Annotated in this window: 13 protein-coding genes and 4 pseudogenes; 6 read left to right on the top strand and 11 right to left on the bottom strand. The window is 65.8% G+C overall.

Annotated elements, in window-relative coordinates; translation table 11 throughout:
- Nucleotides 1–7: 7 nt before the first annotated feature.
- Both ACSKB8_RS08760 and ACSKB8_RS08755 read right to left on the bottom strand, forming a co-directional pair.
- Nucleotides 8–868 carry a hypothetical protein gene (locus ACSKB8_RS08760; protein ID WP_438103631.1) on the bottom strand — a complete coding sequence of 287 codons (861 nt, stop codon included), beginning with the start codon at nucleotides 866–868 and terminating at the stop codon, nucleotides 8–10.
- Between the two features lie 398 nt (nucleotides 869–1,266).
- Nucleotides 1,267–2,241: an NADPH:quinone oxidoreductase family protein gene (locus ACSKB8_RS08755; RefSeq protein WP_091882886.1), complete on the bottom strand. Its 975-nt coding sequence runs from the start codon at nucleotides 2,239–2,241 to the stop codon at nucleotides 1,267–1,269.
- Nucleotides 2,242–2,460: 219 nt separating this feature from the next.
- On the opposite strand from ACSKB8_RS08755, the gene ACSKB8_RS08750 reads away from it, so the two are divergent.
- The 4 genes from ACSKB8_RS08750 to ACSKB8_RS08735 all read left to right on the top strand — a co-directional run bounded on the left by ACSKB8_RS08750 (nucleotide 2,461) and on the right by ACSKB8_RS08735 (nucleotide 6,092).
- A complete protein-coding gene (locus tag ACSKB8_RS08750; protein WP_438103630.1) occupies nucleotides 2,461–3,300 on the top strand; it encodes an SDR family oxidoreductase in 840 nt (279 codons plus the stop codon).
- Between the two features lie 115 nt (nucleotides 3,301–3,415).
- Nucleotides 3,416–4,075: an invasion associated locus B family protein gene (locus ACSKB8_RS08745; RefSeq protein WP_128944627.1), complete on the top strand. Its 660-nt coding sequence runs from the start codon at nucleotides 3,416–3,418 to the stop codon at nucleotides 4,073–4,075.
- A gap of 194 nt (nucleotides 4,076–4,269) precedes the next feature.
- Nucleotides 4,270–5,463: a 23S rRNA (adenine(2503)-C(2))-methyltransferase RlmN gene (gene rlmN, locus ACSKB8_RS08740; protein ID WP_128944628.1), complete on the top strand. Its 1,194-nt coding sequence runs from the start codon at nucleotides 4,270–4,272 to the stop codon at nucleotides 5,461–5,463.
- Nucleotides 5,464–5,597: 134 nt separating this feature from the next.
- Entirely contained in the window at nucleotides 5,598–6,092 is a 495-nt protein-coding gene (locus ACSKB8_RS08735; RefSeq protein ID WP_370991114.1) for a hypothetical protein, read from the top strand.
- A gap of 67 nt (nucleotides 6,093–6,159) precedes the next feature.
- On the opposite strand, the gene ACSKB8_RS08730 is transcribed toward ACSKB8_RS08735, so the two are convergent.
- Nucleotides 6,160–7,449: an IS4 family transposase gene (locus ACSKB8_RS08730; protein ID WP_438103448.1), complete on the bottom strand. Its 1,290-nt coding sequence runs from the start codon at nucleotides 7,447–7,449 to the stop codon at nucleotides 6,160–6,162.
- 413 nt (nucleotides 7,450–7,862) lie between these two features.
- Between ACSKB8_RS08730 and ACSKB8_RS08725 the strand changes: the two genes are divergently transcribed.
- A complete protein-coding gene (locus ACSKB8_RS08725) occupies nucleotides 7,863–8,639 on the top strand; it encodes a phosphatase PAP2 family protein (RefSeq protein ID WP_438103629.1) in 777 nt (258 codons plus the stop codon).
- A 105-nt stretch (nucleotides 8,640–8,744) separates the two neighbouring features.
- Nucleotides 8,745–10,082, top strand: coding sequence for an argininosuccinate synthase (argG, locus tag ACSKB8_RS08720; protein ID WP_091882904.1), 1,338 nt, complete (start codon nucleotides 8,745–8,747; stop codon nucleotides 10,080–10,082).
- Between the two features lie 294 nt (nucleotides 10,083–10,376).
- On the opposite strand, the gene ACSKB8_RS08715 is transcribed toward argG, so the two are convergent.
- From ACSKB8_RS08715 to sdhA, 8 genes and pseudogenes are all read right to left on the bottom strand, one after another.
- Nucleotides 10,377–12,521, bottom strand: coding sequence for an OmpA family protein (locus ACSKB8_RS08715; RefSeq protein ID WP_438103628.1), 2,145 nt, complete (start codon nucleotides 12,519–12,521; stop codon nucleotides 10,377–10,379).
- A gap of 187 nt (nucleotides 12,522–12,708) precedes the next feature.
- Nucleotides 12,709–12,951 (bottom strand): hypothetical protein, encoded by a 243-nt coding sequence (locus ACSKB8_RS08710; protein ID WP_128930597.1) that lies wholly within the window; start codon nucleotides 12,949–12,951, stop codon nucleotides 12,709–12,711.
- An 85-nt stretch (nucleotides 12,952–13,036) separates the two neighbouring features.
- Nucleotides 13,037–13,423 carry a VOC family protein gene (locus ACSKB8_RS08705; RefSeq protein ID WP_249759020.1) on the bottom strand — a complete coding sequence of 129 codons (387 nt, stop codon included), beginning with the start codon at nucleotides 13,421–13,423 and terminating at the stop codon, nucleotides 13,037–13,039.
- A gap of 24 nt (nucleotides 13,424–13,447) precedes the next feature.
- Nucleotides 13,448–14,269, bottom strand: coding sequence for an FkbM family methyltransferase (locus tag ACSKB8_RS08700; RefSeq protein WP_438103627.1), 822 nt, complete (start codon nucleotides 14,267–14,269; stop codon nucleotides 13,448–13,450).
- A 157-nt stretch (nucleotides 14,270–14,426) separates the two neighbouring features.
- Nucleotides 14,427–16,389 (bottom strand): annotated as a pseudogene (locus ACSKB8_RS08695) (ABC transporter ATP-binding protein/permease).
- A gap of 51 nt (nucleotides 16,390–16,440) precedes the next feature.
- Nucleotides 16,441–18,578 (bottom strand): annotated as a pseudogene (locus ACSKB8_RS08690) (ATP-binding protein).
- Nucleotides 18,579–18,760: 182 nt separating this feature from the next.
- Nucleotides 18,761–19,542, bottom strand: a pseudogene (locus tag ACSKB8_RS08685) (succinate dehydrogenase iron-sulfur subunit).
- A 24-nt stretch (nucleotides 19,543–19,566) separates the two neighbouring features.
- Nucleotides 19,567–21,404 (bottom strand): annotated as a pseudogene (gene sdhA, locus ACSKB8_RS08680) (succinate dehydrogenase flavoprotein subunit).
- Between the last annotated feature and the right edge of the window lies 1 nt (nucleotide 21,405).

The following is a 21,405-nucleotide window of genomic DNA, read 5'->3' as shown; positions in this document are numbered from 1 at the left end:
TAAATTACTAGTTCTGAAGCTGGACAAGGCGCTGCCGCGCCTCCGTCGATCCGAGTGCCGCGGCCTTCTGGTACCACTCGCGCGCGGCGGTCGCGTCGGCGGCGATGCGCCGCGCGTCGCTGGTGCCCAGCACGGCCGGGTCATAGGTTTGCGCCAGCAGGAACGCCGCCGTGGCATCCTGTGCATTGGCCGCGCGTTCGAGCAGCAGGCGGGCTGCAGAAATGTCGCCAACCCCCAACAGGCTCTTCGCGCGCGTCATCAGCCCGGCCAGCGTGTCGGCGTCGAGCGTCTTGGCGGGCAGAGGAGGCGCAGGCGGCGGCGCCACCGGCGCGGGCTGAGGCACAGGCGTCTGGGCTTGCAGCGCGGTCTGATAGGCGGTCGCGATCGCTTCGCGGCTCGGCGTTGACGGTGCAGGGAGATCCTGCGCGTCAGCGCTCGCCAGCCTTGCGTCGGTCACGTGCGCCGGATCGTTGCGCGGGCTCTGGGGTACGGCCAGCGCGTTGGCCGAGGCCACCACCTGCTCCAGCGCGACACCCACTGAGCCACCGGCATCGAAGATGCCGCGAAGATCGGACTGAAACAGCGCAGCCAGAATTGCCAGGGTGGATGTCACGAGAGCCGTTGCCAGAACGCCCGCAAGAACACGCGGGACAATTCTGACCCGGGGACGCAATTCCAGCGGGGTATATTCGTCCGGGTCCGGGGCACCGAGCGGATCGGACAGGAACAGTGGTATTGGATCGTCCGGTGACAGATCGAGCCGTGCGGCGCGCGCACGGATGTAGGACGCGGTGGACGGATGTGATGCGGCTTGATCGGAATCGAATGCCCTCGATTCCCTGGACGGACGAAAGGCCGTCGTCTCCATGGTGATGCTCCCCAAGACTGACACGACGCGGGGCATACCGGTTTCAGTTTTTTTGTTGTTGTCCAGGAGCGCCCAGCAAACTGGAACCGGTAAATCGCAGTTTGAATCAGTCCAAAAAGCGACGGCGATTGGGGCGAATCGGGAAAAATTTGGGTTTGATTCGGGCGAGGTTGCGGAATGCACCGCAATTTTGCCAGCGGTGGTTGAGGAGACCTTACCAAGTGGCGGTGTGCGAGCGGAGTGCCATCAACTCAGCTGTCATGCCCAAGCGTGACCGTTGCATCCAGTACGCTGCGGCCTGTCGATCAATCGCAATCGTCTCGGAGTGCTGGATCGCCCGGCTCAAGCCGGGCGAGGACGGTTGAGTGTGTTGAAACAGCCTCGTGATGACACGGTCATCACGGATGCAGAATCACCTTCCCCATCGCCTGACGCCCTGCGAGCACCTTCAACGCGTCCGCGGTCTGGGCCAGCGGGAAGGTACGGTCGACATGCGATGAGATCTTGCCTTCCGCCGTCCACTTCACGAGCTTCTCCAGATTGGCACGGTTCTTGGCCGGGTTGAGCCGGGTCCAGGCGCCCCAGAACACGCCGCGGATGTCGCAACCCTTCAGCAGTGCGAGGTTCAGCGGCATCTTCGGAATGTCGCCGGCGGCAAAGCCGATCACGAGGAAGCGGCCTTCCCAGGCGATCGAGCGCAGCGCCTGCTCGGCATAGGCGCCGCCCACGGGATCGAAGATGATGTCGACGCCTTTGCCATCGGTGAGCTTGCGCAAGCCTTCCTTCAAATCTTCCTTGGCGTAGTTGAGCGTCAGCTCTGCGCCGTGCGCCCTGGCGAATTCGAGCTTCTCGTCCGACGAAGCGCAGGCGATCACCTTCAGGCCCATCAGCTTGCCGAGCTCGCAGGCAGCAAGGCCGGTGCCGCCGGCTGCGCCCAGCACCGCGAGCGTCTCGCCCGGCTTCGGGCTCGCGCGATCCTCCAGCGCATGCAGCGCAGTGCCGTAGATGATGATGATGCCGGCCGCGCGATCATAGTCGAGATTGTCGGGGATCTTCACGATCGATGCCGCCGGCAGTGCGATCTTCTCGCGTGCGCCGTTGTGGCCGCAGGAGGCGACGACGCGATCGCCAACCTTCAGGTCAGTGACGCCAGCGCCGATGCTCTCGATCACGCCGGCGACCTCGGCGGCCGGCGAGAACGGGAACGGCGGCTTGATCTGATACTTGCCCTGGATCATCAGGATATCGAAGAAGTTCAGCGCCGCCGCCTTGATCGCGATCACGGCTTCGCCGGGCCCTGCCACCGGATCCGGCACGTCAGCCAGAACGAGATCGTCGGGCTGGCAATATTGCGAGCAGAGGATGGCTTTCATGGCGGCACCTGGGGCGTTTCGAGTGGAATTATAATTGGCCCGGTTTTGCCGGATTTGGGCGCGGGCGACAATCCGGATTCTTTGCCAAAGCGACGCGCCGGCCTATCCTCACGTCATTGCGAGCGCAGCGAAGCAATCCAGAGTCCGTGCGGCGGAAATAGTCTGGATTGTTTCGCGGCGCTCGCAATGACGGAGCGAGAAGGAAAGAGGATTCAAACGATGTTTGAAACAAGCCTGCTCAAGAACAAGCGCATCCTCGTCACCGGCGGCGGCTCGGGCCTCGGCGCTGCGATGGGCCGTCGCTTCCTCGCGCTCGGCGCCGAGCTCGTGATTTGCGGTCGCAAGCTCGATCGGCTCGAGGCGACGGCGAGTGAGATGCGCGCACAGACCGGCGGCAAGGTTACGACCATCGCCTGCGATATCCGCGAGGGTGCCGCCGTCGACAATATGATGGACACCATCTGGCGCGAGGCGCCGCTCGATATCCTCGTCAACAACGCCGCCGCGACCTTCATCGCGCAGAGCGAGCATCTCTCCTTCCGCGCGGCGGACGCGATCCTCGCGCCCACGCTGCACGGCGCGATGTATTGCACGCTCGCCGCCGGCAGGCGCTGGATCGAGAGCAAGCATGGCGGCGTCGTGCTCTCGATCCTCTCGACCTCCACCATCACCGGCCGCGCCTTCACCGTGCCGTCGGCGATGGCGAAGTCGGCGGTGCTGGCGATGACCAAAAGTCTCGCCGTGGAATGGGGCCCGAAGGGCATCCGCACCGTCGCCATCGCGCCCGGACCGTTCCCGACCGCCGGCGCATCGGGGCAGCTCCGCCCCGAGGGCCCCGACGAAGGCTGGACCGCGCGCAACCCCCTCGGCCGCACCGGCGAGCACGGCGAACTTGCCGATCTCGCCAGCTTCCTGGTCTCGGACCGTGCCGGCTATATCAATGGCGAGATGGTGGTGATCGACGGCGGCGCGCATTTGCGCAGTTCCGGCGCCGAGGATCTGCTCGGCTGGAGCGAGGCGCAATGGGCTGCGCAGCGCGCCGCGCGATCCAGGGCCTAGTGCTGACAAACCCGCTAACTGCCTTCCCAAATTGGACTTTCCCGGTTATCCCTGCCCGGGGACAAAACGCGGCCGGGCCATCTTCCAGTCACAATATTGAGGGAACCACTCCAGCATGTGGCGGGTGCTATCTTTCGTTTTGATGATCGGCATGATGACGTGCGGGATCGCCGATCTTGCGCGGGCGCAGACGGCGCAACCGGCGCCGAAGGCGACACCGAAGCCGGCCGCGCCGGCGGCCAGTACGACCGCCAACACCCACGCAAAGACGGCTGCAAAGCCCGAGAGCAAACCGGCCGCCCCGACCGCGGCGGTTGCGGGCGGCGCGGAGCCGACCCTGATCGGCCAGTTCGGCACCTGGGGCGCCTATTCGGCGACGCCCAACGGCAAGAAGGTCTGCTTCGCGCTGGCCAAGCCCTCGTCGTCGAAGACCAATCCGCCGAACCGGCCGCGCGATCCCGCCTATGCGTTCGTGTCGACCCGGCCGGCGGAGAAGGTCAATAACGAAGTCTCGGTCATGATCGGCTATGCGCTGAAACCGGGCTCGGAATCGACGGTCGAGGTCGGCGGCGCTGCTTTCGCCATGTATACGCAGGGCGACGGCCTCTGGATCAAGAACGCGGCCGAGGAGGAGCGGATGGTCGAAGCCATGCGCAAATCCGCCGATCTCGTGGTCAAGGGCGTCTCGGCCAAGGGCACCGAGACGACCGACACGTTTTCGCTGAAGGGCCTCGCCCAGGCGCTCGATAAGATCGCCCAGGACTGCAGGCGGTAAGCCGGCGGCGTAAAGGCTGCGGGCGATAAGGTCGCAATCGGCTGTTCCGGTTGCTATATAGGGGTTATCCCAAAGGTGCTGCCGCCATGGCCGGGCTTGTCCCGGCCATCCACGCGCTGGCTCCGGGCGGGAAAAGACGTGGATGCCCGGGACAAGCCCGGCCATGACGAGACAGCAGCAATCTCAGGCAACCGATGACCGAGCCGCACAACGCAACATTGGTGGAGAAGACTCCGCTCGAAACCTATGTGCCGCCGGCAAAACCGTCGCTGATCGGCCTGTCGCGCACCGAGCTTGCCGATCGCCTCGGCGAGATCGGCGTCGCGCCGGCACAGCGCAAGATGCGCGTGCAGCAGCTGTGGCACTGGCTCTATTTTCGCGGCGCCCAGAGCTTTGACGAGATGACCTCGATCTCGAAAGGCATTCGCGCCGAGCTCGCGCAGCATTTCACCGTCGACCGCCCCGAGGTCGTGGCCGAACAGATCTCCAATGACGGCACCCGCAAATGGCTGCTGCGGCTGCCGAGCGGCGACAATGTCGAGAAGGCGCACGAGGTCGAGTGCGTTTACATCCCAGAGACCGATCGCGGCACGCTCTGCGTCTCCTCGCAGGTCGGCTGCACCCTGAACTGCGCCTTCTGCCACACCGGCACGCAGCGCCTCGTGCGCAACCTCACCGCCGGCGAGATCGTGGGACAGGTGATGGTCGCGCGGGATCGCCTGAATGATTGGGCCGATCGCGAGGACGGCACGCGCCGCGTCACCAACATCGTGATGATGGGCATGGGCGAGCCGCTCTACAATTTCGACGCGGTGCGCGATGCGCTGCTGATCGTCGGCGACAATGAAGGCATCGGCATCTCCCGCCGCCGCATCACGCTGTCGACCTCGGGCGTGGTGCCGAACATCGTGCGCGCCGGCGAGGAGATCGGCGTCATGCTGGCGATCTCGCTGCACGCGGTGCGCGACGAGCTGCGCAACGAGCTCGTGCCGCTCAACCGCAAATATCCGATCAAGGAGCTGCTGCAGGCCTGCCGCGATTATCCCGGTGCCTCGAACGCGCGCCGCATCACCTTCGAATATGTGATGCTCAAAGGCGTCAACGATTCACTCGATGACGCGAAGCTGCTGGTGAAGCTGCTCAAGGGCATTCCGGCCAAGATCAATCTGATCCCGTTCAATCCTTGGCCCGGCACGGCCTATGAGTGCTCGGATTGGGATCAGATCGAAAAATTCTCCGAATACATCTTCAATGCCGGCTATTCCTCGCCGGTGCGCACCCCGCGCGGCCGCGACATTCTCGCCGCCTGCGGCCAGCTCAAGTCGGAGACGGAAAAGCTCTCGGCGCGCGAGCGCCAGGCACTGCGCGCCATGGCGATGACGGACTAGCGGATCATGCTCGCGCTCTCGCATCCTCGTCATTGCGAGGAGCGTAGCGACGAAGCAATCCAGACTGTCTCCGCGGACGCATCTCTGGATTGCTTCGCTTCGCTCGCAATGACGGTCACGATGGCTTTCCGCGCATGTCCCTGATCGGCCGCCTCGTCGTCATCTTCATCGGCTTCCTCGCCGCCTGTTTCGTTGGCGGCATGATCGTCGTCGTCGCGCTGCTATTTCCGGAATTCGCCGATCTCGGCGCCGGTCCCGTCGATCAGGGCACGATCGACATCCTGCTCGGCTTCGGCTTCATCTTCGTCTCGGGCTTTGCCTTGGTGCCGGCGGCGGTGATCGTCGCGATCACCGAAGCGCTCTACATCCGCAGCGCGCTCGCTTACGCCGTCGGCGGCGGCCTCGTCGGACTCGCCTGCTATCTCGGCCTCGTTCCCTTTCATGCCGACACGTTGCAGTTCGAGGGCATCGTGCGGCGGCATCTGGAGATCATGACCGGCGCCGGCATCGTCGCCGGCGTGGTCTACTGGTTGATCGCCGGCCGCAACGCCGGCGCCTGGCGCGATCCGCCGCCCCCGCGCCGGCCGCCCCCGCCGCTGCCGTCGAATTCAAGGCCTGGTGCGCGGTAGCGAATGGGTTGCCCTGCTGAGACGCGACGGAAAGCGCCGCACACTCGGTGTCGTCCCGGCGTAGGCCCTAGGGCATGCACATATCTCTGAGGCTCCATCCTGCTGCGACGGCGTGGAAGTATTCGAGGCCGTTCTTGAAGGTGATCGGGCCCGGCGGCTTGGACGATGGGTAGCCGTCCCAGCCGCCGAGGCGACCAATGATCCAGGCGGCCCAAGCGAGGCTATCGGGCGGATGTGGGTTCTTTAATCGCTTGCTCCCGGCTTCGAGTTGACGGTTGAGGGCGGTGAGCACGTTAATTTGGCCGTTGTCGAAGGCAGCGAGAATGGGTTGGCGACTGCCATTGCGGGCCTGCAGAAGTTGGATTGTGATGACGGCCGCCTTAGCGGCAATCGCGACCAGCTTGAGAAGGCGATCGGCGGTTCCGATCTGGCTGTCTTCGAGCTTGAAGCCTTGTGTCTTCAGGATGCGGAAGAACTGCTCGATGATCCAGCGTTGCTTGTACCATTGGACGATGCGCCAGGCGTCCTCGATGCCGGTAACCTCGTGAGAGGTGAGAAGCCGCCAGTGCAGCGGCTCTACCCCGGTTTCGGCATTGATCTCGCGCACATCGACCACCGCCAATGGCAAGCTTTCCGGCAGATGGCGCAGGAACTTACTCTGTGGGCGGGCGAGCTCGATTGCGCCAAAGCGAAGTTCGAGGTGAGCCAGGCGGGCGGGCCGCGCGGCGCGCGCAGGCAATTGGATCGCACGCCGATCCACCGCGGCCATGGCATCGCTGACCTCATACAAGCCGCTGCGGTCGGCAAGCTTGCGATCATGCATGCTGCGCGCGATGACGTGGAAGTGTTGCTCGGCCGAGCTGGCATAAAGGGCAAAAATATCGCTCTCGCGGTCACCCAGCACCGTCACCGCTGTGGCCTTGGTGAGGAGCGGCTTGGCCGCCATGGCAGTGGATATCCAGCGCTGCGATTCCTTGTCCGATAACTCCCGATCGTCGTGCGAGGTCGTGCGGCGACCTGTGCGCGTCCATATCTGCCCGCTCAAAAGTCCAAGACAGTTGCCGTCATCGGCATCCACAGCCAGCAGCGGATGCAGCAGCACGCCGTGGTTATTGCCTTTGCCGATTTCTCCGAGCCCGCGCCGGCGTTGCGGTGTGGTGTTGAAGTGGATCTCGCTGGTGTCCTGGATGGCCAGCACGTGGCGGCCCTCTACCGCAGCGACCGTGCTTTCGCTCCAGCTTTCGATGATCCGCTCCACCGTCACCTTGTCATGGCCAAGAAAGCGGTTGAACCGCACTTCCAGCGCGCGGTTCCCCCTGGAGAGCTGCCGAAGGCAGACAGTTTTGCCCACAACCATGCGTTCGACGAACGCCGCCCCCCTTTATCGAGACGACGATCCCCGAACCGGCCCAGCGTCCAGTCAATCCGTGACAACATCGCGGCACCCCGTCCAAATCATGGAGTGCCGCAATACGAATCACACAGAACTCTGATTCTGGAATCCTCCCAGGCCGATCCGAGTCGAATCCGCCGCACCAGATATGTGCATGCCCTAGGGCGTAGGCCGGGACCCATACCGCGAGGTCCATCCATGGAGGCTCGGTAGCGGTACCGGGCGACGAGTCTTCGCCAAACTTCTCCCTGTGGTTATGGGTCCCGGCCTTCGCCGGGACGACACCGTGGAGGCATAGCGCTCGGACAAAATCGTGCTCGCTTGCGGCGCCGACTCCGGGGTTTTCATCCTCGCCCCACTCCGCTAAACCGCGCGCCATGAACCGGACTGGACTCTTCATCGCCCTGGCGCTGTGGCTCGTGATCGGCCTCGTCTTCGGCCTCTATCCCGAGCTCGATCTCAAGCTCGCCTCGCTGTTCTTTGATCCCCAGACCAAGACCTTCCCGCTCAAGCTGAACGGCTGGGCCAGCTTCGCGCGTGACGCGGCGATGTGGGTCGCCTGGGCCTTCGCATTGCCGTCACTCGTCGCGCTCGTGGTCAAAATGGTCCGGCCCGACCGGCCGCTGATGGTGTCGGGGCGCGCGATCATTTTCCTGCTGGTGACGCTGACCATGTCGGCCGGCATTCTGACCAACCTGACCTTCAAGACTTATTGGGGACGTCCGCGTCCGGTGGTGGTGACGCAATTTGCCGGCGACCAGCAGTTCGTGCCGTGGTGGGATCCGCGCGGCGGCTGCGTGCGCAACTGCTCGTTCTTCTCGGGCGAGGGCGCGACCGCATTCTGGACCCTGGCGCCGGCCGCGCTAGCCCCGCCGGCTTGGCGGCCGCTCGCCTATGCCGGAGCGGTTATCTTCGGCGTTGTGACCAGCGGGCTGCGTATGGCCTTCGGCGGACATTTCTTCACCGATGTGGCGATTGCCGGGCTCGTCAGTTTCGTGGTGATCTGGTTTGCCTACGCGCTGATTTACCGCTGGCCGCGGACGCGGTTTTCGGACGAGGCGGTCGACGCCGCGCTGACCCGGCTGAACTGGCCCGCCTACCAGCTCCGCCAGCGCCTGTTCGGCCGCAAGACGGGTCCCGAGCCGTCGATTTGAGTCATGATTTGAGCCATTAAATGGGTGCCGAGGCGTGCGAAATTTGATATTCGCGCGGTCGAGTTCGCCCTGACATCAGCCCCTTGTGACCCGATTGGAAGCGCCATGACCACGATCCTGAAAAGCCTGCCCAAGGGAGAGAAAGTCGGCATCGCTTTTTCGGGCGGGCTCGACACCAGCGCGGCGCTGCTCTGGATGAAGCAGAAGGGCGCGCGCTGCTACGCCTACACCGCCAACCTCGGCCAGCCGGATGAGGCCGACTACAACGAGATCCCGCGCAAGGCGCAGGAATTCGGTGCCGAGAAGGCCCGGCTCGTCGATTGCCGCACGCAGCTCGTCCACGAAGGCATCGCCGCGATCCAGTCGGGCGCCTTCCACATCTCCACCGGCGGCATCACCTATTTCAACACCACCCCGCTCGGCCGCGCCGTCACCGGCACGATGCTGGTCGCGGCGATGAAGGAAGACGGCGTCAACATCTGGGGCGACGGCTCGACCTTCAAGGGCAACGACATCGAGCGCTTCTACCGCTACGGCCTGCTCACCAATCCCGGTCTGAAGATCTACAAGCCCTGGCTCGACCAGCAGTTCATCGACGAGCTCGGCGGCCGCGCCGAGATGTCGGCGTTCATGACGGCTCAAGGCTTCGCCTACAAGATGAGCGCCGAGAAGGCGTATTCGACCGACAGCAATCTGCTCGGCGCCACGCACGAAGCCAAGGATCTCGAGAGCCTCGACAGCGGCATCAAGATCGTCAACCCGATCATGGGCGTGCCGTTCTGGCGCGACGACTGTGCCGTCAAGGCCGAGAAAGTCGTGGTGCGTTTCGAGGAAGGCCAGCCGGTTGCGCTCAATGGCCAGACCTTCTCTGATCCCGTTGCGCTGTTCCTCGAAGCCAATGCGATCGGCGGGCGCCACGGCCTCGGCATGAGCGATCAGATCGAGAACCGCATCATCGAAGCGAAGAGCCGCGGCATCTATGAGGCGCCCGGCATGGCGCTGCTGCACATCGCCTATGAGCGCCTCGTCACCGGCATCCACAACGAGGACACCATCGAGCAGTACCGCATCAGCGGCATGCGCCTCGGCCGTTTGCTGTATCAGGGCCGCTGGTTCGACTCGCAGGCCCTGATGCTACGCGAGACCGCGCAGCGCTGGGTCGCGCGCGCCGTCACCGGCGAGGTCACGCTGGAGCTGCGACGCGGCAACGACTATTCGATCCTCAACACGGAAAGCCCCAACCTCACCTATGCGCCGGAGCGGCTCAGCATGGAAAAGGTCGAGGACGCCGCCTTCACGCCAGCCGACCGCATCGGCCAGCTCACCATGCGCAATCTCGACATCGCCGACACGCGCACCAAGCTGAAGCTCTACAGCGACACCGGCCTGCTCTCGGGCAGCGAAGGCTCGCAGATCTTCCGGCTCGAGAGCGACAAGGGCTGAGATTCTCGTAGCCTGGATGGAGTGCAGCGAAATCCAGGAATCTTGCCGCTCGTCGAGAACCCCGGATTACGCTGCGCTCCATCCAGGCTTCGATCTATCCCGGGAGGCGGTTGCTTCATTCGTCATTGCGAGCCAACGGGTCCGCGCGAAGCGCGGCCCGATGACAGGCTCCGCGAAGCAATCCAGACTTCATCCGCGGCGGCATTCTGGATTGCTTCGTCGCAAGAGCTCCTCGCAATGACAGAAACAAAAATGGCCGGGATCGCTCCCGGCCATTTGCTTTGTGGTCCCGTCTCAGCGCGGCGGCGCGGTGCCGGGTGGGGGCGGCGGCAGCGAGGCCTGGCCGCCATTGAGCAGCGGCGTGATGCGGCGGATGGTGACGCGCCGGTTGATCAGGCTCGGCCCCTGCGTCTGCTCCTTCAGGTACTGCTCGCCGTAACCCTGCGACGTCAGGTTCTCCGCGGGTACGTTGAACTGCTGCGTCAGCAATTCGGCCGCAGACTGCGCACGGCGGTCCGACAGCGACAGATTGTCGACGTCGTTGCCGACCGCGTCGGTGTGTCCCTCGATCAGGAACACCTCGCGCGGGTTGCGCTGGATCGCCTGGTTGAGGCCGTCGGCGATCACCTGCAGCCGGGCCGCCTGGTCCGGCGGGATGGTCCACGATCCCGTCTCGAAGTTGATCGTGTTGACGTCGATGCTCGGCATCTGCATGCGAACATTGGGGCTGTAGCGGATCTCGTCGAGCGAGTAACGCCGTTCGATCCGCTGCACCGGCGGTGCCTGCATGGTCGCGTAGATCACGTCCGGCGACGCCTCCTCGGCATCGACGATGTAGCGATCATAGGGAATGTTCACGACCGGCGGCGGCACGTCGACATAGAAGCCGCCGACCGCGCGCGGATCGCGGTAGCTGTTGTCGATGATGACGATCTCGCGCCCGCCGGGGTCCCTGCGGATTCGCCGCAGCAGCGAACCGTCTGCACCGACCACAGTGATCACCTCGCTGCCGTCGGGACGGACCACGACAGTGCGGGTCTCGCCGCCGACAGTGTCGGTGCGGATGTCGCGGGCGCCGTAGCGGAAGCGATAGAGATCGTTGCCGCGGACATAGGCCTGCCCACCCGGATCGCGGATGATGATGCGGTCCGGCTCGGTGTAGACCGTGCGGCCACCTTCGATGACCTCGCGCCGCTGGTTGTGGAGGTCGGCGATGGTGGCGCCGATCACCGCGCCGGCCACCACGCCTGCACCAACCGCGAGCGGCGTCAGGTCACGCTGCGGCGGACGCGGCGGTGGCGGCAAGGGTGCTGCGACCGTCGGCGCGGCCCGGAAGGCCGGCGCAACCGTGGGTGGAGCGTACTGCGCCCGGTTCGGCGGCGGCGCTGCGGCCGGCGTGCCGGGCACGACGGTCGGTGCTGCTGCGCCGGCTGGAGCCGGAGGCCGAGGCGGGAGGCCGCCGGCCTGGGGCGGCGCAGCCGGAGTTCCGGCAGCGGGCGCGCCCGCAGGCGGCGTCCCACCCTGAGGGCCAGGGGTCGGCGTCGCGCCCGGGGTTGCGCCGGGAGCAGGCGTCGGTGCCGCACCGGGACGTCCGGGCGGCGGCGTCGGCGTGCCGCCACCTGGTGCCGGCGTGGCCGTTGGAGCCGGCGACGGTGATCCTGCAGCCGGAGGCGTGCCGGGACGTCCGCCGGGCGGCGGCGCGCCTGGGCGGCCCGGCGGCGGAGCCGCGGGCGTGCCGCCGGGCGCCGGGGTCGCAGTCGGCGCGGGAGTCGGTGTCGGTGTGGTCGCCGGGGCAGGTGCGCCCGGGCGAGCCGTGGGCGCTGCTGCCGGTGCAGGGGGCGTCGCCGTGGGCGCAGGCCGTCCCGCGGGACCCGCTGCAGGTGGCGGCGGCGTCGGAGTCGGGCGAGCCGCAGGCGGCGGTGGCGTGGGCGCGTGCTGCTGCGGAGCCGCGGCCGGCGGCGGCGAAGGCTGCTTCGCGGCAGGCGGCGGGGGTGGTGGCGGCGTGGGAGACGGACGCGCTGCAGGCGGTGCCGGAGGAGGCGGTGTCGGCGCACGCTGCTGCGGCGCCGCGGCCGGCGGCGGTGCAGGCTGCTTCGGTGCGGCAGGCGGCGGGGGTGGTGGCGGCGGAGCCGGACGGGCCGCAGGTGGAGGCGACGGCGGTGGCGGCGTTGCCGGGCGCGGCGGTGCGGCCGCCGGCGGAGGCGCGGCGGGCGGATGGGGCGGTGCAGCCGCAGGCGGCGGTGTGGCCGGGCGCGCGGGCGGCGCGGCCGCAGGCGGTCCCTTCGGCGGCTGCTTCGGTTTTCCGTCAGGGCCCGTCTCTTGTGGCTGGGCCTGTGCGACGACGAGCGGCGGCGCACTTTGCGCATGCGATGCGGAGCTTGCGAATTGCATCGCGGTCAGAGCCGTCGTTGCAAGCAGCACGAAACGAAGGTTGGTCATGGTGGTGAACTTCCCCGGGAAGGTTCTTTGACGAAGTGTTGGGATGAACAGCTACGCGTTAGGCCGGAATGTGGCGGGCCAAGCAGTCGCGGCCCGATTTATTTCTGCACGCAAATCACCTCACTATGACGACGTTCATTGCGCATTCAGACGCAGGTTGCAATCGCCCCACATATGATCGCTCGCCTCATGTGTGATCCCGCGGCGAAGGTGCGTCCGTCGCAGGATTGGGCGTGAGCGGTCCGTTCGGTCCGCGTCGTGGAATCTCTTCGGGAACGTGCGGCGGCAATTCATCCGGCCGCGGTGTTTCGCCAGGCTCGTGCATCGGCGGCGTGATGTCGGGTTGCGGATTGCCCGGTGGAATTCCAGGAGGCGGCTCGGTCGGAGTCCCCGGTGTTGTCGGCGGAATCTCTGGCGGCTCGATCGGCATCGGCACCTTCGTGAATCAATTGTCCAGAGGACGATAACGATGATGCCGTGCCGATGTTCCCTTTTCGCGTGGTGTGGAACGCGGCTTATTCCGGTGCGTGACAGACCGCCTCGATGTTGTGCCCGTCGGGATCGAGCACGAACGCTCCGTAGTAGTTCGCATGATAATGCGGGCGGATGCCGGGCGGGCCGTTGTCGCGTCCGCCCGCCGCGATCGCCGCCTTGTAGAATGCGTCCACCGTGGCGCGGTCCTTGGCGTGAATGGCGACGTGCACCGGCTTATTCATCGCGCCTTCGCCGCCGATCCAGAAATCGGGCTTGCCGTCGGCGCCAAAGCCTGCGGCCGCGGCGTGCCCGGTCTGCTCTGCCGTCACTTCCATGATCAGGCTGTAGCCGAGCGGCGCCAGCGCCTTGGCGTAGAACGCCTTGGCGCGCTCATAGTCGGAGACGGAGAAACCCATGTGATCAATCATCGCAACCTCCGCTGTTCCTCCCTGTCAGCGCGACAGGAACGTATTGCTCCGCGTCTTGCGCGCGATGGCAAAGCCGCGCGCAAGCATGTCGGCAATACAATCCTGCTGCCATTCGTTTTGTGACAGGTGCTCGATGACGACCGCGCGCGGCCACAGCGATTTCGGCGCGTCGCGGAAGAAGCCGATCAGCACGCGGTCCTCAAAACCCTCGACGTCGATCTTGAGCGAATCGACTTGCGTGACGCCGGCTTCGTCGAGAATGCGCGTCAGCCGCAGTGACGGGACCTTGATGGCCTCGGCGCTCACGGCGCCGGTGACGACGTGGGTAGCACCGAGATTGCCGCCGCCGCTTTCGATCATCAGCTCGCCGTCGCTGTCGCCTGCCGCGGCCTGCACCAGGCGCACCTGCGTCGCTTTCGATGCGGCGTGATTGAACGCGAGTCGCGCAAATGTCGTCGGATGCGGTTCGATCGCAACGACCTTGCCTTTGGTGCCGACCTGCCGCGCCATCACCAGCGCAAACGTGCCGACATTGGCGCCGACGTCGACGAACGTGCTGCCCGCCGGGGTGTGCTGACGCAGGAAATCGAGCTCGTCGAGATTGTAGTCGGGATTGAACAGTGCACCGCGCTCGGTCGCACTGCCCTGGTGATAGAAGCGGAACGAGGCGCCCTGATACTGCACGTCGACCGGACCGCCGCGCAGCAGGTTGACCAGTCGCGACATCCAGGGCCGGAATGCGCCGCGCTTCAGCCCAGACTGTCGGGCGAGGCGAATGAGCGCGGCCTGCGCCGCATTCGGCGCAAACGCGCCGAACGGCGCGGACGAAGGGGCGTTGTCGGTCAAGCCAGAAGGTCCTCGTTGCAGGCGGCGCATGCATAGCCGGTTTTGATGAGGACTCCAACGGCGGGTTGTAGCCTGGATGGAGCGTAGCGTAATCCAGGATTCTCGCGTCTGGGGGACCTGTCCCGGATTGCGCTGCGCTCCATCCGGGCTACGGCCCTCACGCCGCCTTCTTCGGCGAGGCCATGCGCTGGCGCAGGATGCGGCCGAGCAGCTTGCGCTTGCCTTTGCGCGGGATCAGGTCGACGTCGCTGACGAGCTTGGCGCCGCTCTTGCGGCGCTCCAGCACGATCTTGCGGCTGTGGAAGGCCTCGAGCTCGGCGCGATGCGCGACGCTGACGATGGTCGCCTTCGGCAGCTCGTCGGTGACCATCTTCATCATCTTGTCCTGGCTCTTCTCGTCGAGCGCGGATGTGGCCTCGTCGAGCACGACGATGTCGGGGCTGTGCAGCAACAGCCGCGCAAAGGCGAGGCGCTGCTTCTCGCCGCCTGATAGCGTCTGGTCCCACGGCGCCTCCTCCTCAATCTTCTCCTTGAGGTGAGCGAGACCGACCTTGCGCAGGACCTGGCCGATCTCCTCGATCGTCCAGTCGTCGGCGGCGCCGGGATAGGCGACCGCGCGGCGCAGCGATCCCGAGGGCACGTAGGGCCGCTGCGGCAGCATGAACAGCCGCCGGTCGGGATGGAAATTGACGCTGCCGCCGCCCCACGGCCAGAGGCCGGCGATGGCGCGCACCAGCGTGCTCTTGCCGGTGCCGGATTCGCCCGCGACCAGAAGCCGCTCGCCCGGTTCGATCACCACTTCGGTCTCGCCGACCACCGCGGTGCCGTCGTCGAGCGTGACGGAAAGGTCTTTCAACTCCAGCATGGCGTCATTGCTGGTCTCGCCGCGCTGGATGCGGCCAAGGCCATCGCCCTGCTCGGCGCGCTCGAGGCCGTCGAGCGACATCATCAACGAGGCGATGCGGCGCGCGCAGGCGTTCCAGTCGGCAAGCCGCGGATAATTGTCGACCAGCCAGCCGAACGCGCTCTGCACGATGGTGAAGGCGGAGGCCGCCTGCATCACCTGTCCCAGCGTCATGCTGCCGTCGAGGAATTTTGGCGCACAGAGCAGGAGAGGGACCACGGGCGCAACGAGGCTGGAGCCCTGCGAGACAAGCGTCGTGCGCATGTGTTGTCCGGCCAGGCGCGCCCATTGCCGAAGTACGCTGGTGAAATTGCGGTCGATGCCATCGCGTTCCTCCTCTTCGCCGCCGAGCAGCGCGATGCTCTCGCCGTGCTCGCGCACGCGCGTCAGCGTGTAGCGGAAATCGGCTTCGGCCTGGTTCTTGTCTTCGGAGATCTGCACGAAGCGGCGGCCGATCACCACGATCGAGCTGGACGCGATCGCGGCGTAGAGGATCGCGGCGATCACCAGGAATCCGGGAATGGTGATGCTTGAGCCGCCGAGCGTGACGGTGAGCGCGCCGCCGATGGTCCAGAGCACGATGATGAAGGTCACGGCCGATAGCAGCGCCGACGTCACGCCGGCGAGGAAATCGACCGGCGAGTCGGTCGCAATGCGTAAGTCCTCGGCGATGCGGTATTCGGGATTATTGTGGTCGCCGCCGACGAGGTTGAGCTGATAATAGCGGCCGTTGGCGAGCCAGCGTGTCAGCACGCTTGCCGTGAGCCAAGCGCGCCAGCGCCGCTGAATGCTCGATGCGCGCGAACACCTGCGCGACGCCGAGCGCGATGCTGCCGATCGCAAGTGGGAAGAACATTGCGCTGAGATGGAAGACACTCGTCGCATCGCGCTGCTCGATGGCGTCGAAGATGGCGCGATTCCAGACGTTGATGCCGTACTGGAAGCCGACGGTCAGGATGATCAGCACGCCGAGGCCGATCGAGAGCGGCCAGGCCAGGCGGTCGCCGTTACGGCCCCAGAAGTCGCGCGCGCTGATCCAGAAGCGCGTCAGCAGATAATCTTTGCGGACCTGTTCGGCTTCCTCGGGTGATAGTTCGGGGTCGGGTTCGAGCAGCTCGGGAGGCGGCGGCGGTGCCACTTCATCGCCGTTCTCGCCTTTGATCTCTCCAATGGGCGGCTTCTCGCCCTGTTCGCGCTTCACCGCGGGCTTGTGCATGGGCGGACAACGCGAAGGAAATCAACCGGTTCCCTTCGGTTCCCAGCCGAATCATTCGGCGGCGCCATCCCGCACACGCCGCAGCCGTGCGGCCCGGTGCAGAATGCGCGACAGCTCTTCGATCGAATAGGGCTTCTGCACGAGATCGAAGCCGGCAGCGCCATCCTGCGACAGGGCCTGGCTGTAGCCCGTGGTCAGCACCACCGGCACGCCGATGCCGCGGTCGCGGACCGCCTGCGCCAGATCGAGCCCGGTCATCCCGGGCATCACCACGTCCGAGAACACGACGTCGAAACGATTGGCGTCCACGATGAGCTCAGCAAGTGCATCGGTCGCATTGTCGACCAGCGTGATGCTGTAGCCGAGCTCGGTGAGGCCGTCGGCGGCAAAATTGGCGAGCTCGATGTTGTCCTCGACCACCAGCACCGACATGCCACTGCCGGCCACCGCCGGCGCCGTGTTCGGCGCCAGCCGCTGCGACCGCAGGTCCGGCGGCACGCGCGGCAGATAGAGCGAGAAGGTGCTGCCTTGCCCCACCTCGCTCGCGACCGTCACCTCGCCGCCGGATTGCCGAGCGAAGCCGAACACCTGGGACAGACCGAGACCGGTGCCGTGGCCGACTTGCTTGGTGGTGAAGAACGGCTCGAAGATGCGCCGAGTCGCGCCGCAGGAATGCCGATCCCGGTGTCGCTGACGGTGACGCGGACGAAGCCATGGTTGCCGGAGACCGGGGCCGGCGTGTCCGGAATGGTCGTCGCGGCCTCGACCTCGAAGATGATCCTGCCCTTGCCCTGCATGGCATCGCGCGCGTTGGTCGCCATGTTGATCAGTGCGGTCTCGAACTGGCCGGCATCGGCATTGACGAGACAGGGCTCGGCCGGCAGCCGTGTGACGATCTCGATGGCGGGCCCGAGCAGCGTTGCCAGCATGTCGTGCAGCGACTGCATGCGCTGGCCGACGTCGAACACCTCTGGCTTCAGGGTCTGGCGCCGCGCAAAGGCGAGCAGCTGCGAGGTCAGCTTGGCGGCGCGTGCGACTGCGTCCGCGATGGCCGTGATGTAGCGCTGCCGCCGCTCCTCCGTCAGTTGCGGGCGATTCAGCAGGTCGACCGAGGCGCGGATCACCGTCAGCAGATTGTTGAAGTCGTGCGCGACGCCGCCGGTGAGCTGCCCGAGCGCCTCCAGGCGCTGGCTGTGCTTGAGCGCGTCCTCGGCTTCGCGCCGCGCTGCGGCCTCGGCCTGAAGATGCTGGGTGCGGCGGAATGCGAAGGCGAGCAGCAGGAACAGCAGCGCGGTGGCGGGAATGCCGAACACCAGATGCTGGCCCATGGTGGCGAACCAGCGTGCCCGGATCGCCGAGGTTTCGAGCCCGGCGCTGACATAGATCGGATATTCGGCAACGCGCCGGTAGCCAATGCGGCGCTCGATCCCGTCCGATGGCCAGGCGATGGTCATCAGGCCACGCTCGGGCTGGCCGGCAATCTGCTGGCCAACCGGGCCGCCCGGGTCGAGCCGCAGGTCGTGGTTGAGCCGTGGGAAATGCGCGAGCACGGCGCCGTCGGCACGCCCCATTGCGAAGAAGCTGCCGGGATCGGAGCCGATCCTGGCATAGAAGCTTTCGAAATATTCCGGCAGGACGGAGGCCTGGATCACACCGATGAAGTTGCCGTCGTCGGAATCGCGGCGGCGACTGACGCTGAAGAAGCGCGCGCCCTGATAGGGCGGGCGTGGCGTCAGCGGCATGCCGATGAACGTGCCGATGCTCTGGTCGATGTGGGAATAGAAGTAATCGCGGTCCGTAAAGCTCAGCGCCGGTGGCGGCGAGGCGAGGCTGTTGACCAGCGCTTTTCCGTCCGCATCGAAGATCCAGGCCGATTTGAGCTGCGGCAGCGAATCGGTCAGCCGCTTCAGGCGACGGTGCAAAGCCGGCTCGCGCGCGCGGATGGTATCGTCGGAAAGGCTGCGCACGACCTCGTTGAGCTCGGCAAGGCTGCGATCGATGGTCTCGAACACCTTCAGCGCATGCTCATGCGCGACGTCGAGGGTGCGCTCGATCTCGCGGTCGGCAATGTCATTCGTCGATGTGTAGGAGATCGTGGCCGCAATGACGAATAGCGCAATCGGCAGCGCCAGGGATGCCGCCATCATCCACTGCAACAGCCTCAGCGAGTTGCGTTGCGCCCTCTGCACAGTCGCTCCGGTCCCTGGCGCGAGCTTAACTGAATCTCGCGCAGGGAAGGAAGCAGCTTATGCGAAAACCGCTGGTTGTGGACCTAAAACTTGCGCGCGCAGCGGGTTGGAGAAAATTCTGCTCAAATTGACTGCGATCGCAGAATACCCCGGCCGGCCCGGCCGGGGCGGGAATATCCGTCTCAGATCTGGCGCTCGACCATCTTGAGCTTGAGCTCGGCGATGGCTTCGGCCGGGTTGAGGCCCTTCGGGCAGGCCTTGGCGCAGTTCATGATGGTGTGGCAGCGATAGAGGCGGAAGGGGTCCTGAGATTGTCGAGCCGTTCGCCGGTCGCTTCATCCCGCGAATCGGACACCCAGCGGTTGGCCTGCAGCAGCGCGGCGGGGCCGAGATAGCGCTCGCTGTTCCACCAATAGCTCGGGCAGGAGGTCGAGCAGCAGGCACACAGGATGCATTCGTAGAGGCCGTCGAGCTTTTCGCGGTCCTCGTGGCTCTGGCGCCATTCCTTCTGCGGCGTCGGCGAGGTCGTCTTCAGCCACGGCTCGACCGAGGCGTACTGCGCGTAGAAATTGGTGAGGTCGGGGACGAGGTCCTTCACGACGGGCTGATGCGGCAGCGGATTGATCTTCACCGCGCCGTCCTTCACGTCGTGCATCGAGCGGGTGCAGGCCAGCGTGTTCTGGCCATCGATGTTCATGGCGCAGGAGCCGCAGACGCCTTCGCGGCAGGAGCGGCGGAAGGTCAGCGACGGGTCGATGTGGTTCTTGATCCAGATCAGGCCGTCCAGCACCATCGGACCGCAATCATTGGTGTCGACGTAATAGGTGTCGACGCTCGGATTCTTGCCGTCGTCCGGATTCCAGCGATAGACCTTGAACTCGCGGAGCTCGGTCGCGCCCGCAGGCTTCGGCCAGGTCTTGCCGCCGCTGATCTTGGAGTTCTTCGGAAGTGCGAATTCAACCATTTCGATAGGGCCTTCGCTGTTCGATCAATACACCCGCGCCTTCGGCGGAATGTACTGCACGTCGTTGGTCATGGTGTAGTCGTGAACCGGGCGGTAGTCGATCTTGACCTTGCCGGAATCGTCCAGCCAGGCCAGCGTGTGCTTCATCCAGTTCTTGTCGTCGCGCTCGGAGAAATCCTCGCGCGCATGGGCGCCGCGGCTCTCGGTCCGGTTGGCGGCCGAGTTCATGGTCACCACCGCCTGCGAGATCAAGATCGTCGAATTCGAGCGTCTCGACGAGATCCGAATTCCACACCAGCGAGCGGTCGGACACCGCAATGTCGGTGATGCCGCTGTGGACCTTCGCGATCAGGTTCTGGCCTTCGCTCAAAACCTCACCGGTGCGGAACACCGCGCAGTTGTTCTGCATCACGTGCTGCATGCCCTCGCGCAGCTTCGCCGTCGGCGTGCCGCCGGAAGCGTAGCGGTAATGGTCGAGGCGGCCGAGCGCCATCTCGGCCGAGTTCGCCGGCAGCTCCGGCTGCTCGGCGTTGGGCGTCAGCTTCTCGGCGCAGCGCAGCGCCGCAGCGCGGCCGAACACGACGAGGTCGATCAGCGAGTTGGAGCCAAGGCGGTTGGCGCCGTGCACGGAAACGCAGGCGGCTTCGCCGAGCGCCATCAGGCCGGGGACCACAGCATTGTCGTCGCCGTCCTTCTTGGTCAGCACTTCGCCGTGATAATCGGTGGGAATGCCGCCCATGTTGTAGTGCGTGGTCGGCACGATCGGGATCGGCTCCCGCGTCACGTCGACATTGGCGAAGATCTTTGCGGATTTCGGAGATGCCGGGCAGCCGCTCGGCCAGCACCGCGGGATCGAGGTGGTCGAGATGCAGGAAGATGTGGTCCTTCTTCTTGCCGACGCCGCGGCCCTCGCGGATCTCGATCGTCATCGCGCGCGAGACGACGTCGCGCGAGGCGAGGTCCTTCGCCGACGGCGCATAGCGCTCCATGAAGCGCTCGCCCTCGGAGTTGACGAGATAGCCGCCTTCGCCGCGCGCGCCTTCGGTGACGAGGCAGCCCGCGCCATAGATGCCGGTCGGGTGGAACTGCACGAACTCCATGTCCTGCAGCGGCAGGCCGGCGCGCAGCACCATGCCGCCGCCGTCGCCGGTGCAGGTGTGCGCCGAGGTGCAGGAGGCATAGGCGCGGCCATAGCCGCCGGTCGCCAGGATCGTGGTCTGGGCGCGGAAGCGATGCAGCGTGCCGTCGTCGAGCTTGAGCGCAATCACGCCGCGGCAGGCGCCCTGGTCGTCCATGATCAGGTCGATGGCGAAGAACTCGATGAAGAACTCGGCCGCATGGCGCAGCGACTGGCCGTACATCGTGTGCAGCATCGCGTGACCGGTACGGTCGGCGGCCGCGCAGGTGCGCTGCGCCTGACCCTTGCCGAAGTCCATGGTCATGCCGCCGAACGGGCGCTGATAGATCTTGCCGTCCTCGGTGCGCGAGAACGGCACGCCCCAATGCTCGAGCTCATAGACGGCTTCCGGCGCGTTACGCACCATGTATTCGATCGCGTCCTGGTCGCCGAGCCAGTCCGACCCCTTCACGGTGTCGTACATGTGCCAGCGCCAGTCGTCCCGGTGCATGTTGCCGAGCGCGGCCGAGATGCCGCCCTGCGCTGCAACCGTATGCGAGCGGGTCGGGAACACTTTTGTAATGCAGGCGGTGCGGAGGCCGGCTTCGCTGCAGCCGACCACGGCGCGCAGGCCCGCGCCGCCGGCGCCGACCACGACGACGTCATAGGTGTGGTCTTCGATCGGATAGGCTTTGCCGTTGGTGGCGGGAGCGCCGTTGCCCGAGCCATTCGTTGTGGTGGCCATG

The sequence above is a fragment of the Bradyrhizobium sp. BR 1432 genome (genome assembly GCF_051547705.1).
Lineage (GTDB): Bacteria > Pseudomonadota > Alphaproteobacteria > Rhizobiales > Xanthobacteraceae > Bradyrhizobium > Bradyrhizobium zhanjiangense.
The sequence above is the reverse complement of the archived record's forward strand: the minus strand, read 5'-3'. Positions and strand labels throughout refer to the sequence as shown.